This window comes from Pseudoalteromonas sp. Isolate3 (assembly GCF_022398505.1).
Lineage (GTDB): Bacteria > Pseudomonadota > Gammaproteobacteria > Enterobacterales > Alteromonadaceae > Pseudoalteromonas > Pseudoalteromonas apostichopi.
The window spans coordinates 1-16,575 of sequence record NZ_JAKEVN010000096.1 but is presented as its reverse complement, the minus strand read 5'-3'; the positions used below and the strand labels follow the sequence as shown (position 1 = coordinate 16,575).

Annotated in this window: 14 protein-coding genes; 9 read left to right on the top strand and 5 right to left on the bottom strand. The window is 41.3% G+C overall.

Features of this window, described 5'->3' with window-relative positions; translation table 11 throughout:
• The first annotated feature begins 215 nt into the window (after window positions 1–215).
• On the top strand, window positions 216–1,415 hold the full coding sequence (locus L1D46_RS15910; RefSeq protein WP_130052949.1) for an ectonucleotide pyrophosphatase/phosphodiesterase: 1,200 nt from the start codon (window positions 216–218) through the stop codon (window positions 1,413–1,415).
• A gap of 230 nt (window positions 1,416–1,645) precedes the next feature.
• On the opposite strand, the gene L1D46_RS15905 is transcribed toward L1D46_RS15910, so the two are convergent.
• The gene (locus tag L1D46_RS15905; protein WP_130052948.1) at window positions 1,646–2,182 is read right to left on the bottom strand and encodes a hypothetical protein; all 537 of its coding nucleotides are present in this window, start codon (window positions 2,180–2,182) and stop codon (window positions 1,646–1,648) included.
• Between the two features lie 195 nt (window positions 2,183–2,377).
• On the opposite strand from L1D46_RS15905, the gene L1D46_RS15900 reads away from it, so the two are divergent.
• Window positions 2,378–3,325, top strand: a complete 948-nt coding sequence (locus L1D46_RS15900; protein WP_130052947.1) for a RimK family alpha-L-glutamate ligase — start codon at window positions 2,378–2,380, stop codon at window positions 3,323–3,325.
• Window positions 3,326–3,467: 142 nt separating this feature from the next.
• Window positions 3,468–4,616: a benzoate/H(+) symporter BenE family transporter gene (locus L1D46_RS15895; protein ID WP_130052946.1), complete on the top strand. Its 1,149-nt coding sequence runs from the start codon at window positions 3,468–3,470 to the stop codon at window positions 4,614–4,616.
• A 59-nt stretch (window positions 4,617–4,675) separates the two neighbouring features.
• Here L1D46_RS15895 and hemH read toward each other — a convergent pair whose 3' ends face one another.
• Together hemH and L1D46_RS15885 are read right to left on the bottom strand one after the other, a co-directional pair.
• Window positions 4,676–5,698, bottom strand: a complete 1,023-nt coding sequence (hemH, locus tag L1D46_RS15890; protein ID WP_130052945.1) for a ferrochelatase — start codon at window positions 5,696–5,698, stop codon at window positions 4,676–4,678.
• A 77-nt stretch (window positions 5,699–5,775) separates the two neighbouring features.
• Window positions 5,776–7,083, bottom strand: a complete 1,308-nt coding sequence (locus tag L1D46_RS15885) for an HD domain-containing phosphohydrolase (RefSeq protein WP_130052944.1) — start codon at window positions 7,081–7,083, stop codon at window positions 5,776–5,778.
• Window positions 7,084–7,178: 95 nt separating this feature from the next.
• Between L1D46_RS15885 and L1D46_RS15880 the strand changes: the two genes are divergently transcribed.
• The 5 genes from L1D46_RS15880 to L1D46_RS15860 all read left to right on the top strand — a co-directional run bounded on the left by L1D46_RS15880 (window position 7,179) and on the right by L1D46_RS15860 (window position 12,756).
• Window positions 7,179–8,138, top strand: a complete 960-nt coding sequence (locus L1D46_RS15880; protein WP_167657361.1) for an ATP-binding protein — start codon at window positions 7,179–7,181, stop codon at window positions 8,136–8,138.
• 82 nt (window positions 8,139–8,220) lie between these two features.
• On the top strand, window positions 8,221–8,871 hold the full coding sequence (locus L1D46_RS15875) for a UPF0149 family protein (RefSeq protein ID WP_168990047.1): 651 nt from the start codon (window positions 8,221–8,223) through the stop codon (window positions 8,869–8,871).
• Window positions 8,872–9,187: 316 nt separating this feature from the next.
• The gene (locus L1D46_RS15870; protein WP_130052941.1) at window positions 9,188–11,731 is read left to right on the top strand and encodes a TonB-dependent receptor; all 2,544 of its coding nucleotides are present in this window, start codon (window positions 9,188–9,190) and stop codon (window positions 11,729–11,731) included.
• Window positions 11,732–11,848: 117 nt separating this feature from the next.
• A complete protein-coding gene (locus L1D46_RS15865; RefSeq protein WP_130052940.1) occupies window positions 11,849–12,283 on the top strand; it encodes an antitoxin Xre/MbcA/ParS toxin-binding domain-containing protein in 435 nt (144 codons plus the stop codon).
• Window positions 12,283–12,756 (top strand): RES family NAD+ phosphorylase, encoded by a 474-nt coding sequence (locus L1D46_RS15860; protein ID WP_130052939.1) that lies wholly within the window; start codon window positions 12,283–12,285, stop codon window positions 12,754–12,756. The genes L1D46_RS15865 and L1D46_RS15860 overlap by 1 nt, the downstream gene beginning before the upstream one ends.
• Window positions 12,757–12,890: 134 nt before the next feature.
• Here the strand turns inward: L1D46_RS15860 and L1D46_RS15855 are convergent, their stop codons facing one another.
• Window positions 12,891–13,211 carry a hypothetical protein gene (locus L1D46_RS15855; protein WP_130052938.1) on the bottom strand — a complete coding sequence of 107 codons (321 nt, stop codon included), beginning with the start codon at window positions 13,209–13,211 and terminating at the stop codon, window positions 12,891–12,893.
• 793 nt (window positions 13,212–14,004) lie between these two features.
• On the bottom strand, window positions 14,005–15,876 hold the full coding sequence (locus L1D46_RS15850) for a monovalent cation:proton antiporter-2 (CPA2) family protein (protein ID WP_239977854.1): 1,872 nt from the start codon (window positions 15,874–15,876) through the stop codon (window positions 14,005–14,007).
• 233 nt (window positions 15,877–16,109) lie between these two features.
• Here L1D46_RS15850 and arfA point away from each other — a divergent pair, with 233 nt between their 5' ends.
• On the top strand, window positions 16,110–16,301 hold the full coding sequence (gene arfA, locus L1D46_RS15845; protein ID WP_054563243.1) for an alternative ribosome rescue factor ArfA: 192 nt from the start codon (window positions 16,110–16,112) through the stop codon (window positions 16,299–16,301).
• Window positions 16,302–16,575: the final 274 nt, after the last annotated feature.

Genomic DNA, 16,575 nt, shown 5'->3' with positions numbered 1-16,575 from the left:
ATATTATTCAGTTCTACGCACTTCTTTATTATCTTTAATTAGAAAGGAAAGCCTTTTGGCTGTATAAAAATGATGTCGGAAGTGACAGATTTAAAGTAAATGGTTCACGTTTAAAACGTAGTGTGAAAAAGCTAGAAAGCATGATCACAAAATTTTCAAAACAGTTTGATAAAGTCACTGAGCAAATCAACAAATTGAATTAAAAAGGGTTTCGCATGCGTATTTGGCAATTAGTTTTAGCAAGTTTATTAGCGTTCAGCTCGATAGTAAAAGCGGAGCAAGAACAATCGGTCGTACTTATTTCGATAGATGGGTTTCGTTGGGATTACATTGAAAAACACCATGCAAAACATTTAAAAGCAATCAGTGAGCAGGGTGTTAGAGCAACTAAAATGCGCCCTGTTTATCCGACCAAAACTTTCCCTAATCATTTGTCGATTATCACCGGTTTATTACCTGTTAATCATGGCATTGTTGAAAACCGCTTTTGTGATACTGAGCGCAACGATTGCTACAAAATGGGTAAAGGGAAAGACGATAGTACATGGTTTAGTGGCATTCCGCTTTGGAACCTCGCACAAATGCAAGGCTTAAAAGCAGCAACCTACTTTTGGCCTGAGTCAGATGCGCGCTTTAACGGCATGCTGCCTGATTACTTTTATCATTATTCTAAACACAGTGATTACCAAAAGCGTGTTGATCAAATTATTCAGTGGTTAAGCTTGCCAAAAGCACAGCGCCCACGTTTGGTGATCAGTTATTTTTCGCTGGTAGATAGCATGGGACACGAGTTTGGTCCTGATGCTAAAGAAACCTATGATGCGGTGCAAAAGTTAGATAGTTTAATGGCGGATTTATCTAGCCGCTTAAAAGCGCTTGATGAAAACATTAATCTAGTGATTGTGTCTGATCATGGTATGGCGTCTGTTGATCCAAACCTTAGTATTAAAATTGATAGCCTACCTCAAGACGAAAACTTTATAGTGCAAAACACCGGTCCACGTGTTTTATATTATGCAAAACCAGATAGTAAAGCCGACATCAGTGGGTTTAGTAAAAAGCTCGCAAAAGCGGCTGAGGGTCGTTACATCGTGCTAACTGAACAGCAAAAGCGTGGTTATCACTATAATAAAGGCCCGCGAGTTGGCGATATTATTTTGCAAACCGATGCACCTCGTGTGTTCACTGATAGTAAAATGGCAGGCTATTTGGGCACTCATGGCTATGCCTATAGCGAAGATATGGCTGCAACTTTTATTGCCAACGGACCTGCCTTTAAACAAGGCCTACGTGTAGATGAAGTAAGTAATTTAGATGTATATCCGCTTATCGCCAAAATCCTTGGTCTTGAGATTTTAAGCCCAATCGATAGTGACGGCGCAAGTTTATTCCCAGTGGTAGTTGAAAAGCTGTGAGGGGAAAGGAAGCTGTAAGCTTTAAGTCATAAGTTTTAATTTAGTTTGTGGCTGACCTTGCCAAGGTTAAATACGATATCGTAGGCGTGAAATTTATTTCGCGCGAAACAAGTTTCACGCCTACGAGTGAAAACGTTTGGCGCTGGGCGCTAGGATTTAGGCTCTTTGACGCGATATAAAATCGCTACTACAGACTAATATCTCATATCTCGCATCTCGAAACTCGTAACCTATAACTTTGTCACCCAGCCATATTCACCATGGCTTTGAAATTTATAACTTTGGTTATTGGCATCAAATTGGCCTTGTAGGGTATTTTCTGTGAGGGTCATCACCGCTTGATAGTCAGCTTTAGCATGAGCATTGACCTTCCCAAACACACTTCTATCGCCATTACTGGCTTCTATAATGTTACTGATCTCTACGGTGTAACTAAGATATTCGTCTATTACTAAAATAAAGTTATCGCCGGGTTGTAAGGTTTTAAGGGTATCTAAATCAAACTCGCTGAATGCGGTGTTTGCTAACTGTTCGGGTAAACGGCCTTGTTTATATAGGTAATCGTGTGCGCGGTCAGATAACTGGTTAAGGGGCGCAGTTAAGTTCACAATTGGCTGCGGGGCTATTTGATCTGCTTCAGCTTTGTAAGAGGCAATAAACTGCTGAGTGCTGGGTTTTGTTTTAAAACCATCACTTTGAATATGCCATTCATTCAGTGCAAAGGCTGTAAGCGGCAAAATAAAGATTAATGCAAGCGTCCTGTTCACATGTTTCTCTTACGGGTTTTTATGTTAACTTACTGTTAGTTTTTACCTTAAGTTAACAAGTTGGTCAATAGATAATCAGTAAGTAGTTGCTTTTATTATCGTGTCGATAAAATTAATTTGTTTTACTCGATTGCTAATGCTGAGCATAATCCGCGTTTTTTTGTCACTGAAACTCCAAGATTAGAGGTACCGACCATGCGCGGCTGGATCATTTATAAAGATAGCCAAGGTTTGTTAAAGCAAGAAACCTATGAAGTAGAACGTTTACTTGCGGCAGCAAAAGAAGAGGGTATAGAGTTACAGGTTTATTCGCCTGATCAATTTGATCTCACTATCACTCGTGAAGATGGTAAAAGTATTTTAATTGATGGCCAGTCAGTACAACTACCAGATTTTGTTATTCCTCGCATGGGTGCAAGTACAACGTATTTTGCGCTGGCGATTATTCGCCACCTTGAGCGCTTGGGTGTTTACTGTGTAAATAGCTCGCAATCAATTGAAACAGTTAAAGACAAACTGTTCGCGCAGCAAATTCTAGCTGAGTGTAATTTACCAACACCAAATACTATGCTGGTTAAGTTTCCAGTGAATATTGATTTAGTTGAAAAGCAAATTGGCTTTCCTGTGGTTATTAAAACCTTATCAGGCTCGCAGGGCAGTGGCGTATTTTTATCAAAATCAAAAGAAGAGTTTGATGACTTAATGCAGCTTATTGAGGCTGCAAATCCACAAGCAAACATTATTCTACAGCAGTTTGTTAAGTCCAGCCATGGCCGTGATTTGCGAGTACTTACTATCGGTGGTAGAGCGGTAGCTTGTATGGAGCGTAACTCACAAGGTAAAAACTTTAAAGCCAATGTGAGTGCCGGTGGTACAGGTAAGTCATTCCCTATTACACCAGAAATTGAATGGCTTGCAACACAAACTGCCAACGTACTTAATCTTGATGTAGCGGGCATTGATTTATTGTTTGATGAGCAACACTTCAAAATTTGTGAGGCAAACTCAAGCCCAGGTTTTGAAGGCTTAGAAGGTGCACTGGGTATTGATGTAGCCAAAGAAATTTTGCACTTTATTCGCATTCGCTTAGGTATTTTCGATAAGCCTACCGTGGTCAAAGAGCCTTGTTTAGAGGTGGTTTAATTTTGTAGAAGGCGTGTTACTAACACGCCTTTTTTGTCTCATCTGTATAGTAATCAAATCTTAAAATACTACAAAAGTGTACAGTGCCATTTAGCAAATCATAGGATATGGTAGATTTTTAATTGCCATGGAGTATGTGTACATGAGTCAGCTCATCAGCCGAGCAACTGCGGGGTTAGTGGCCGTTATTATTGGCTTTACCAGCTCAATAGCGCTTATTTATCAGGTTGTTATGGTTTTAGGTGGCACGCCTGATTTAGTTGCTAGTTGGGTGCTAATGCTCGGTCTTGCTATGGGATTGAGCTCAATTGCTTTGTCTTATTATTATAAAGTGCCCATTCTTATCGCTTGGTCAACAACTGGTGCGGCACTACTTATTTCAAGTGCCCAAGGGTATAGCTTAAATCAAGCTGTTGGCGCGTTTATGTTCTCTGCGGCGCTGGTGTTTTTGTCTGGCATTACTGGCATATTCGAAAAAATGATGAACAAGATACCAAGCCAACTAGCTTGTGCCATGCTTGCTGGCGTACTGGTGAATTTTGGTATTGATGTATTTAATTTTATGAACGAGCTACCTTTAGTGATTGGTTTAATGGTGGCCGTATATTTGTGCGGGAAACGCTATTTCCCGCGTTTTGCTATGCTTGCCGTGGTTGTGGCTGGCTTTTTAATGGCAGGTCTAACGGGGCAAATCGATACAACTAGTTGGCAATGGAGAATGAGTGAGTTTGCTTATATTGCTCCTGAGTTTGATCTTAACGCTATGATAAGCGTTGGTTTGCCGCTATTCATTGTGACCATGACATCGCAAAACTTACCAGGTATTGCCGTGTTAAAAGCACACCATTATAAAGCACCCGTGTCGGCCGCTTTAAATGTTACCGGGCTATTAAATGTGATTATTGCGCCATTTGGTGGCTATGCCATTAACCTTGCGGCCATCACCGCTGCCATTTGTATGAGCCCTGAGGCTGATAAAGACCCAAGCAAACGTTATTGGGCAAGCATTGCTGGTGGTGTGTTTTACATTATTATGGCGCTCCTTGCAGCTACGCTAGTTGGTTTGGTAGCAAGCTTGCCACAGGCATTGATTTTGGCGTTGGCAGGCATTGCCCTATTTGCAACCATTGCCAGTAGCTTACAGCAAGCATTAACTGAGGCGTATTATACCGAAGCCGCTATCGTGACCTTTTTAGTCACAGCTTCAAACCTAACCTTATTCTCGGTCGGTTCTGCATTTTGGGGAATTGTTGCAGGTACGGTGACCTTAGTTATGACACGTAAAGATTGATGTCAGGTTTCTATATTAAAAAGGCCCTAGTTACTGTATATAATAGCTAGGGCCTTTCGTTATTTAAGTAATGGTTTTATCACTTCAAACATGGCATTGATATGGTCATCACGGGTATTCAATGCAGGTATATAACGGTATTTATCACCGCCTGCATGTTCAAAAATTTCGCGATTTTCACCTTCTATTTCTTCTAATGTCTCTAGACAATCGGCACTAAATGCAGGGCTGATGATTGCAATATCTTTAATGCCTTCAGCAGGGTAGCTTTCAAGTGTTGCGTCAGTGTAAGGCTTTAACCATTCTGCTTTACCAAAACGGCTTTGGAATGTAGTTACAGCAAAGTCTTTCTCAAACCCAAGTTTTTCGGCAACTAAACGAGTAGTTTGCATACAAAAGCAATAGTATGGGTCGCCATTTTCTAAAAACTGTTTAGGTGTACCGTGGTACGAAAACACTAGCTTTTGTGGTGTGCCGTGGGCATTTAAATCTTCGCTAATGCTAGCAGCTAAAGCATCAATGTATATAGGGTTATCGTGATAACCATTAATAAAGTGAAGCTCTGGCACCCAGCGCCACTTACGCAGTACATCTGATACCGCATCAAACGTTGAACCAATGGTAGTGCTTGAATATTGCGGGTACATTGGCAGCACAATAACGCGTGTGATGCCTTTTTCGCGAAGCTCTTCAAGGCCAGCTTCAATTGATGGGTTACCGTAGCGCATCGCCATAACTACATCGGTGTCTTGGTGTCCTTTTTCCTTTAAAAGGGCTGCCAGCTTTTTGCTTTGCTCTCGGGTAATGTGAGTCAATGGTGAGCCGTTTTCAGTCCAGATACTTTTATAAAGTGCCGCTGAGCGTTTTGGGCGTAAAGTAAGTACAAAGCAATAAAGGATGATCATCCAAATAAAACGTGGGATCTCAACGATGCGAGGATCTGATAAGAATTCGCGCAAGTAAGTTCTAAGTGCCGCGGTAGTAGGTGCATCTGGGCTACCTAAGTTGGTCAATAAAATGCCCGTTTTTTTGTTGAATCGGCCATCATGTGGCTTATCGGTTATGGCGGAAAATCGCGACACTGAGTGCTCCTTTAGAAGTAATCGTAATATAAATCACATTGTAACGAAGTAAGCTGAATATGTGATCACTTTATTCGCTAATTTTTGATCATGATTCTGAAAGGATTTGGTTTTTTCGTTTCAAGTTGTTGTAGCTTAGCAATTGATTTGGCACCGAACACATGCCCTTTTGGTAAAAGCAAGATACCATCATAGCTTCTAAGTGCATGGCCGAGTACCATGCCGTTTTTAAGATCCTGTGCCGTGAGAATCTTCATAGTGCCCACTTTTTGATCACTAGCACAGCTGATTTTAAGGCTCCCTAACACTTCTAAAATCTTTGGGTGGTAGTGAGTACCGCTATATAATTGTAGCTGATCGAGTGCGCTTTCATAACGGCTGTTGTCATTTACTGTGATATGAGCAATTGCTTGCCAAAAATCACGCGCTACAGCTAATATCATTGCCGTAATTGGAATTTCTTTACCTTTTAAGCCCTTAGGTGTGCCGGAGCCATTGTAGTGTTCAAATTGGTAATAAATTGCTTCAGATACATCATGTAAATGGGGAGCGGGCATTAGCATTAGCTGAGCGGTACTAGGGTGTGTGTAAAATAACTTTTTTTGGTTCTCTGTAAGCTCTCTGGTTGGCTTTTTATAAAGCTCAGGCTCCATGGCGAGCAAGCCAATTTGTGCTAGGTAGCCTGCCATTTCTGCCATTTCAATATGTTTTTTATCTAAACCAAGATGTTCAGCAATTTGTTTGCTGGTAGTGGCAATGTTTTGTGCTTGCATACCATCAAGGTATGGGTTGGCATTAATAAAGTTATATAAAATCTCAAAGGTACTGCGATGCTCGTGTTTTTCACGTTCGTTTACTTCTTCTAGTTGTTTGAGCACTTTTCGAATTTGTAGAGTGCGCTTTTCGACCATTTGCTCAAGGTTGTTGTTTAGCTCTTTTAACTGGCTATTTTGCGCTTTTATTTTTTGCTCTAACTGCTTGTTTTGGCGCTTTAATGAGGTTTTTTCTATGCCATCACTGATGTTGCGCAGCAGTAACTCATTTTGCCAAGGTTTTTGAATGTAAGCATGGATCCTACCTTTATTAACAGCGGCAATGGTGTTGTCGATATCTGAGTAACCAGTTAACAAAATCCGTTGAGGCTCAGGGTCTATATTGAGTGCTTGCGCAAAGAAGTCAGCGCCATCTATGTTTGGCATTCGCATGTCGCAGATAATCACATCAAAACTATAGGTAGCTAAAATTTTTAGTCCCTCAAGTGGATCTGCACAGGCTTTTGCAGTGATGTTATTCGCTGATAACAATCGCAAAAGAGTCCGCAAGACGATTTCGTCATCATCGATGCATAAAACCTGAATATGTTGTTTGCTAACTTTTTCAGCCATAGCGCTTTACTGTGAATCATCGTTAATCAATAACATAGCCTTAAATCCAGCCTTGTGCTAGGTTTTAAAAGAGACAAATAAAGTTTGAGATGAAAATGGATGACTTTAAGCAAGCCTACTTATTAGAAAAAGCGGCCAGAGAAGAAGCTGAGCAATTGCTTGCAGATAAAAGCAGGATTTTAGTGGCATTAAACAGTGAGCTTGAGCAAAAAATTGCTGATTTGAAACACCATCAAGCCATGTTTATTCAAGCTGAAAAAATGGCTACTTTAGGAACACTCTGCGCAGGGGTTGCGCACGAAATAAATAACCCGCTTGCCTATAGCATCAGTAATGTTGATTGTTTAAAAAACTATTGCGATTACTTTAGTGATTTGCTCGCTGTGTGCGATGAGTTTGCTTGTAGTGAAACCGATAAAGTAACATTCTGTAAGCAATTAACTGAGCTAAATAAATTGCATTCATTTCGCTTTGTAGCCGAAGAGCTACCTGACTTAATTAGCGATACCTCACAAGGATTGCAAAGGATCAGTAAAATTGTTGCTAATTTATTAGATTTTTCGCGGCCCAAAGGTCACGACAAGCAATTTGCTGATATGACAGATGCAGTAAAAAGTGCCGTAAAACTATTAGCAAACCAACTGCGTGATTGTAATTTACATACCCAGTACAGCCCTATATCACAAAGTTGGTGTAACTTACCTGCAATAAGCCAAGTGATAGTCAATATCCTAATTAATGCAAAACAAGCCTGTGATAATCAAAAATCAAATGCTGAAATATCTGTTGCAGTATATGAGCTCGAACAGCATATTTATATAGATATTGAAGACAATGGCGCCGGCATGTCAGAAGAAACCATTGCGAAAATATACGATCCCTTTTACACCACAAAACCTGTTGGAGAAGGCACCGGCATGGGGATGACCATGGTGTATGCCATAGTGCATGAACATCAAGGCTGTATTGATATTCAAAGTACAGAAGGAATGGGCACACGAATTAGCTGCGTGTTTCCTGTGCAAAGTCAGGTCAGGAAAACTGTAACTAGCTGACAGTATTTCAGTTGTTGCAAAAATTTGTGAATTCGCTAGGGTAGGAATACACCCATAGCAAACCAACATGCAAAGGCTCAATATGCTAAATCAACAAAGTTCGGATGTGTTTAAAAACTACCTCGCGAGTCAAAGCGAGACTAATCAAGTTAGTTTGGACCAAGTGCTTGGTTATATGTCTGGTCTACTGGCCTGCTCAGAGTTTTTTGGGGAATCAGAATTAGCAAATTATATTGCTGACAATGATGAAGCGGTATTCAACACCTTAATGACAGATTCAGAGCCTCGCGATGCGATGATTGAATTGCTTGATAACATCACCGAAGCACAAGTTGAACAAAAGAAAATCTTAGCCGAATTATACCCAAATGAAGTAAACAGCAATGAGCCAAGCCAAGCATTGCAGGACTTTTGTAGCGGCTATATTGCGGCGTATATTGTGAACCAAGATATTTGGCACAGCGACTTACAATTTTTACTTAAAGCTGATGATCAGCAAGATAATGAAAGCGAAGATGGTCAGCTGTTTATTGATAATTTTGAAGCAACTCTCGATTTACTAACGACCTTCGCGATGTGGGATCAGGCGCTGGCAAATCACCCTGAACCAGAAAAACTAGGCGAAGGGTTTGTCACCTTCTTTAATGCGCTAGACGAGAGCTTATCTGAGATTGCCACTATGGCGTTAATGCTTGAAGATGAAAAACTGGCGATGCTTGAGCAAGATCAGTAAACATTTCCCTTCTCAGTAGAGATAAGCTGATAGTTGCATTATTTTGCTTATTTCTACTGAAAAACGAATAATTTCTGTTTGTAAAGTCCTATTAATACTACAAATGGGAATGTTTATACCTAAGTCGTACCTTATTTTTCTTCCCTTTTGTGTATTTGTTGATAGGATGTTTTGTAAGAGTTAACTCGCAGGCTTGAGTTAACTTTCAAAAATCGTGATTTCTAAAATCAACAACACGTGCTTAGTGCTTTTCTTAATTTCTCCAAAAGGGGCGTTTTTTTGTTTTAAGGAAAGCCGGAATATCAACAGGATACACATGACAACACATTCTTTAAGTATGCTGGCCGTTGCGGTTAGTGTGGCTGTTTCTGCGACTTCAGTGCAGGCAGCAGAGCAAGCATCTGCTGCTAAAGCAGATAAAAACATCGAACAAATCTCAGTATTAGGCTCACGAGTTGCCAATCGTACGGCTACCGAATCAACATCGCCGGTTGATTTGATTGATGCTGACGACTTAAACAAAGGTGGTTTCACTGAACTGGGCCAAAGTCTGCAAGCGACGGCTCCTTCATTTAACTTTTCTCGTACGCAAGTGTCAGATGGCTCTGACTTATTTAGACCTGCGACTCTTCGTGGTTTACAGCCAGACCAAACGTTAGTGCTTATCAATGGCAAACGCCGTCATAACCAATCTATTTTTGGTTTAAATGGTACTGTAGGTGCCGGTGCTGCGGGTACCGATATGAATGCGATTCCTCTTACTGCGTTAAAAGGCGTTGAAGTACTTCGTGATGGTGCTGCTGCGCAATATGGTTCTGATGCGATTGCCGGTGTTATCAACTTATCGTTAAACGATTCAACCGGTGTTACAACGGGCTATGTGCAAGCTGGTAGCACTGGTGAAGGCGATGGTGACACTATTTCAATGGGTTTAAACCGTGGCTTCGACTTAGGCGATGAAGGCGGTTTCATTAACTTTTCTTTGGAATACCGTGATGCGGATGGCACCAACCGCGCAGAGCGTGATATTGGTGGCTCAGTTGATGTGCCCGCTGGGACGCTATCTGATGATGTTCGCTGGGGACAAGGTAATGCTGATAGCGAATTTACCTCTGTGTTTTATAATATGGCGTTACCTTTTGGTGAGACCGAACTTTACTCATTTGGCGGATACTCAAACCGTACTGCGCTAGGTAATGGTTTTTACCGTAATTTTGACCAAGCAGCGAAGAACGTTGTGCAAGTATATGGCGATGGCTTTTTACCTCGCATAGATAACGAAGCCGAAGATATTTCGTTTTCACTTGGACTGCGCGGTGAGTTAACTCCAGATTGGAGCTATGACGTATCTGCCGTATATGGTGAAAATAGCTATGATTTCACATCTAAAAACACGCTAAATGCGTCGTATGCTGCTGAATATGTGGCGAATAACCCTGATGCAAGCGATGCTGATATTGTTGCAAATGCAGGCCCTAACGGCGGGTACTCAGGGGGTTTTAGATTTGACCAAACGACTATAAATGCAGACCTCAATGGTATTGTCGATATTGGCCTCAGCGAGCCTTTATATGTATCTGTGGGGGCTGAATATCGTAAAGAAAACTATGAGATCGTGCCGGGCGAAGAAGCCTCTTATGCGTGTGGTTTAGCTAATTCAGATACTTCATACCCTGCGGTAAACGACAGTAGCGTATTCGCTGAGTGTGGTTTCCAGGCATATAACGGTTTACGCCCTGAAGCATCAAACAAAGAGAGCCGCCACAGTTATGCATTTTATGTAAATGCCGAAACGCTGATCACTGACGCATGGCAAGTAAGCACAGCGCTTCGTTATGAAGATTTCTCTGATGCCGGTGATGACATCATTGGTAAGCTCGCAACCCGTTATGAAATTACCGATGACTTTGCCGTTCGTGGTGCCATTTCTTCTGGCTTTAGAGCACCATCTCTACAACAAAGTGCGTATACAGCTTACACCACAAATTTAGGTGCTGGTGGCGTATTACTGCAATCATTTACGGCAACAGCAGGCTCTGATTTCCCCTCAGCACTGGGTGTTGATAACCTCGGTCTTGAAAGCTCAGAAAACTTAAGTGCAGGTTTTGTTTATAACGTAACAAGCGATTTATCACTGACCGTTGATTTTTATCATGTTGCAATTAAAGACAGAATTACTCTTGGCAGCTTAATGTCTGCGGATGATGTGGCATTTAGTGCCGAAGCTGTCGCTGCACTTAATGCAACAGGGGCACAGCAAGCTAACTATTTCTCAAACTCGGTTGATTCAACCACCAAAGGTGTTGATATCATCGCTTCGTATCGCACTGATTTGTACGATGGTAATTTCTCAGCAACGTTTGCAGGTAACATTAACGAGACTGAAATTGATGATGTGAATGCACCGGAAGGGATTCCTGAGTCAATTGCCCTTGATGATTTACAACGTAGTTTCTTAACAGACGGTCAACCAGGTGAGCGTGCAACGTTAACATTTGAATACGATCGCGGCGATTTCAACAGCATGCTACGCTTTAATTATTATGGTGAAACAGACGTTAAATACTTTGGTAATGACCACATTGGTTTGCCTGATGAGTTATCACCTACAGGTGAGTTTAAAGACACAAGCACTGTTGAGTCAGCAGTATTAGTTGATGTTAACCTTGGTTATCAGTTAACTGACGAACTGATGCTATCGGCGGGTATTGATAATATCTTTGATGTAACTCCAGACGAACTTGGCGAAGACGAAGCTCTTGATTTTATTACTAACCAAGCATTCAAATACCCTGTTCGTGCATTACCTTATGGTTTTGATGGTATGACTTACTACGCAAAACTGAGTTTTAGTTTTTAATTCCTAAGTTGAAGTGAAACTTAAATAGCGCCTCAAGGCGCTATTTTTTTGCTTAATTGTAGTATCCGACATTTGTCGCTATAATAAGTGACAGTTGTCTTTTTGGCGAGGTGGAAAATGAATGCTGTTGAAATTGATTATTTAGGTGTGGTGACTGATGGGCGAGTGACTATCAATTCAAATACTCTTGATGAAATAAGTGTTGCAACACAAGGCGTGACAGTCAGTGCGATTAAATCACTCGCTAAAGAGCTAAATTGGGACGCTAATAGCTTAGCAGCCTCAATCGGTACCACTATGCGTACACTCGAAAGATATAGTAAAGACCGAAAGCGGTTGAATGCCAAGTTGAGTGAAAATGCGTTAGAAGTGGCACGTATTTCGTCACAAGGGATTGCTTATTTTGGTGATGTTAAACGCTGGAACGAATGGCTTAGCACCCCTAATATTCAATTTGCTAATCAAGAGCCAAAGTCGGTGATCCATACAATCCGCGGTCGTGAGCTTATTAAACGCGTGATACTAGGGCTTGAGTACGGGTTTACCGCTTAATGATTTGCTACCGAATAGCACCCAAAATACATAATGATCTAGCTAACGCGTTATCTGGGCTGGGTGGTTTGTATGCACAAGGACGGTGGCATTTTGTTGGTAAACCTATTGTGTATACGGCAAGTTCACGCTCTTTAGCAATGCTTGAGCGATTAGTGAATGACACAACGGATATTTTAAGTACAAACCTGAGTATTACAACGATTCAAATCCCTGATGATCTCAAGATTATTAGGCTAGTAGCTAGCGAACTTCCAAAAGCATGGGATGATCACCCCTACATTACAGAGACGCAAGCGTTAGGTTCTGATTGGCTAGCATCGATGGATGCAGCCGTACTTCAAGTTCCTTCTAGCATATGTCCTGACGAATACAATTTTTTAATCAACCCATTGCACACAGACATAAGCAAAATAAAATGCATTGATAGTAAAGAATTTTTCTATCCAAATCGATTGGCTGTAAAGCTTTGAAATAGTTATTGAGAGGAAAGTTTGCGTGTTTCGAGGTGCGATACGAGACATGAGACAAGAGATGCGAGGTACGAGTCTGTAGCAGCGATTTTATATCGCGTTTCTCTCGCACTTTTTTGGGTTTCCACCTGCATTTAAACACTCCAAAATCTGTCTAGTAGAATGCTTCCAAATAACAAAATCCAACCTGCAACTATAATTGTGTAGTAGACAGTCGAGTTTATTATTGGCTCTAAAGTGAAGTGTGGTGAAAATAATTTTTTTAGCGGTTTAAAGAATAGCTTTGGGTTTAAGCTACCCGCTAAAATTATAAGTGAAATTGCTAGACAACTAATGAATTCGAACCAGTTTAGACTTTGTAATATAAGCGAATTAACACCGACAGTTAAATTAATAATTGCTGCCAATCCGAACAAAATAGATAGCAGCTTTTCCTTTTTATTAAGCGTTTCCATACTGTAATACTCCTTATTACATTATTTAATACCTTATATTTCGGTAAGTTACGAGAAACGAGTTTGTAGCAGCGATTTTATATCGCGTTTCCTCTCGCATCTCACACCTCATATCTCAAGTCAGCAGGTCTTCCTCACCAATGTCGCGGAATAAAACCGCTGCTACGTAGGCGTTATGCTTGCATGGCGCGCGAAACAAGTTTCACGCCTACGTCCAATCGTTTTACATTTGTGTGGTGTTTGAGAGTTCATGGCTGAAGCCATTCCTACAAACGACATTAAATTTGTAGTAGCGATTTCATATCGCGTTTATTCTCGCATCTCACACCTCATATCTCAAGTCAGCAGGTCTTCCTCACCAATGTCGCGGCATAAAGCTACTGCTACGTAGGCGTTATGCTTGCATGGCGCTACGTCCAATCGTTTTACATTTGTGCGGTGTTTGAGAGTTCATGGCTGAAGCCATTCCTACAAACGACATTAAATTTGTAGTAGCGATTTTATATCGCGTTTCCTCTCGCATCTCACACCTCATATCTCAAGTCAGCAGGTCTTCCTCACCAATGTCGCGGAATAAAACCGCTGCTACGTATGCGTTATGCTTGCATGGCGCGCGAAACAAGTTCCACGCCTACGTCCAATCGTTTTACATTTGTGTGGTGTTTGAGAGTTCATGGCTGAAGCCATTCCTACAAACGACATCAAATTTGTAGTAGCGATTTCATATCGCGTTTATTCTCGAACCTCACACCTAGCTCCTAGTACCTTGTCCCTAGCCCCTCTAACCTCGAAACTAGTTACTTGTAACTCGCTCGCAAATCTCGCGCATTTGATGTTTTATTTCGGGTTCTTTTTCATCGAATATTTTATTGATACGTTCGATATAGGCATGGTTTTCTTCGAATGGTACGCCGATTTCGTAGGCATCGGCGGCTTCGCGTAGCATTTCTTTATCAAACTCACTGAAGATATTGATCATTTCTTGGGCTTTTTCTCGCTCAATACCCAGTGCCTCAAAGGAAGAGCGACCCATGCGCATAGTGCTGTCATATGTTTCGCGGATAATATCGCGACAGCCGTAAGCCCATAAATCGTATACATGATGGCGATCTACAGCGCGGGCAACCACATGTAAATGCTGATAATTTTGCATCGCATAGCGGACTAATTTAGTGATTTGTTCGGCATCATCAAGCGCAACAACCAGCAGTTTTGCATCTTCAATACCTGCAGCACTGAGTAGGTCAGGTCGAGTTGCATCACCAAAAAAGTTGCGAATACCAACACGCTCCAGCGCTTCAAGTTGTTTGTAGTTGTAATCAATCACGGTGGTTTTATAGCCGCCAGCTTGTAAAATACGGTCAACAAGGCCACCCATTCTGCCTGAGCCTGCAATGATCACATGGCTATCATCAGGGAACTCTTCTTCATCTCGTTTGGCTTGTTCACAAATAAAGCGCGGTGCTATCACACGTTGATACAGAATGAATAAGCCCGGCGAAAGCAGCATGGATAAAGTAACAACCAGTAATAGTTGGTCGGCAACGGCTGTGGCTAAAACATTATTAGACACACTGTAAGCCAGTAGTACAAAACCAAACTCACCAGCTTGTGCGAGCCCCAGTGCTAGTAACCAAAGTGCAGCGCCTCTTAGCCCAAAAATACGGCCTAAAATTAACAGCACAACTGTTTTAGTTACAATCAGTGCGCCAGTTAATAGCATTATGGTAGTAAGGTTATCTGCGAGTAATTGAAAGTTGATACTTGCGCCAACGGTGATAAAAAATAGCCCAAGCAGTAACCCTTTGAAGGGATCGATATTACTTTCGAGCTCATGTTTATAAGGTGAATTTGCAAGCACTACACCTGCCAAAAAGGTACCAAGCGCAGGTGATAAGCCAACTAATGACATCATCAAAGCGATACCAATAACAAAGAATAAAGCCGTTGCGGTAAATAGTTCACGAAGCCGTGCTTGTGCTACAAATCTAAAAATGGGGGCGGTTAAATAGTTACCACCAAAAACGACGAGCGCTATCATACCTAAAGTAACCAGTGCAGCTTGCCAGCTCTCAAGACCTGCTACCAAGCTTAAACCAGCATGACCGTCTTCGCTTGCATAGGCTGTATCTGCCATTACGGGTGCTAATTCTGGTAAAGCTAGCAATGGAATTAACGCCAACATAGGAATAACAGCTATATCTTGGGTGAGTAATACGCTAAATGAGGCTTGGCCACCATCTGATTTTAATAGCCCGCGCTCTGAAAGCGTTTGCAGTACAATTGCGGTAGATGAGAGCGATAAAATTAAACCTATTGTGAGTGCCGATTGCCAAGCATGACCAAATGCTAAACTAATACCAGTAAAGGCTGCGGCTGATAAAACCACCTGTCCGCCACCAAGACCAATAAGCTGTTTTCGCATTGACCAAAGCGCTTTGGGCTCAAGCTCTAAGCCAACAATAAACAGCATCATTACCACACCAAACTCAGCAAAATGCTGGATGGCAATCACATCAACATTTAAAAATGTCAGTGTTGGCCCAATAATAATACCCGCGAGTAAGTAGCCAAGCACTGAGCCAAGCCCAAACTTGCTGGCGATAGGCACGGCAATAATGCCTGCAATAAGGAAAATATAGGCTATTAGGAGAAAGTCAGTCATCGTAATCCTGTTTGTTTTTAATTAACTATGATTGTTTTCGCTAGTTTTGCCAGCAGTTAGGTAGTGAATGCAATCAAAATACGAATTTAGTCAGAAAAATGACAACAAGGCATGGTGTTTAGTAAAAGCGCTTAAGACAAAATAAGTGGGGAAATCATCGTTTTTTTCTTAAAAACCGCTTGCGTAGCGCTTAGGTAGGTATATACTCGCAACACTTTAAATAGGAGCAAAAAATGAGCAAAAAGAAACAACGTACACAAGGCCAAGTTGATACCGGTCGTGGTGTAATTAACGATAATGTGTACGCCGCAATGGTGACATCTAAGCTGTTCACCGCAAAAGTAGAGAAACCTAAAAAAGGTAAAGGTGCATATCAACGTAAGGCAAAACATGCAGGACGAGAGTCCTATTTAATCGCTGCTTAATTAAGTTGTGATCAAATAGGATTTTTGTGAAAAGCAAACACTGAGTGTTTGCTTTTTTTACGACTAAAATTTGTGTTAAGAATAACTTTCACTGAATTTTTATAGAAATTTTTACCTGAAAACTAATTTATTCGTTATATACCCATAATCGATACGATAATTATTTTCGCCTACCCTCACACAAGCGTTGCTTGTTTTTTATACAAGCTAGAAGTGCCGCGCTTTCCATGGTTAAATTATTGTTAATTTTATGTTCATTTTTACTCGGTAGAAT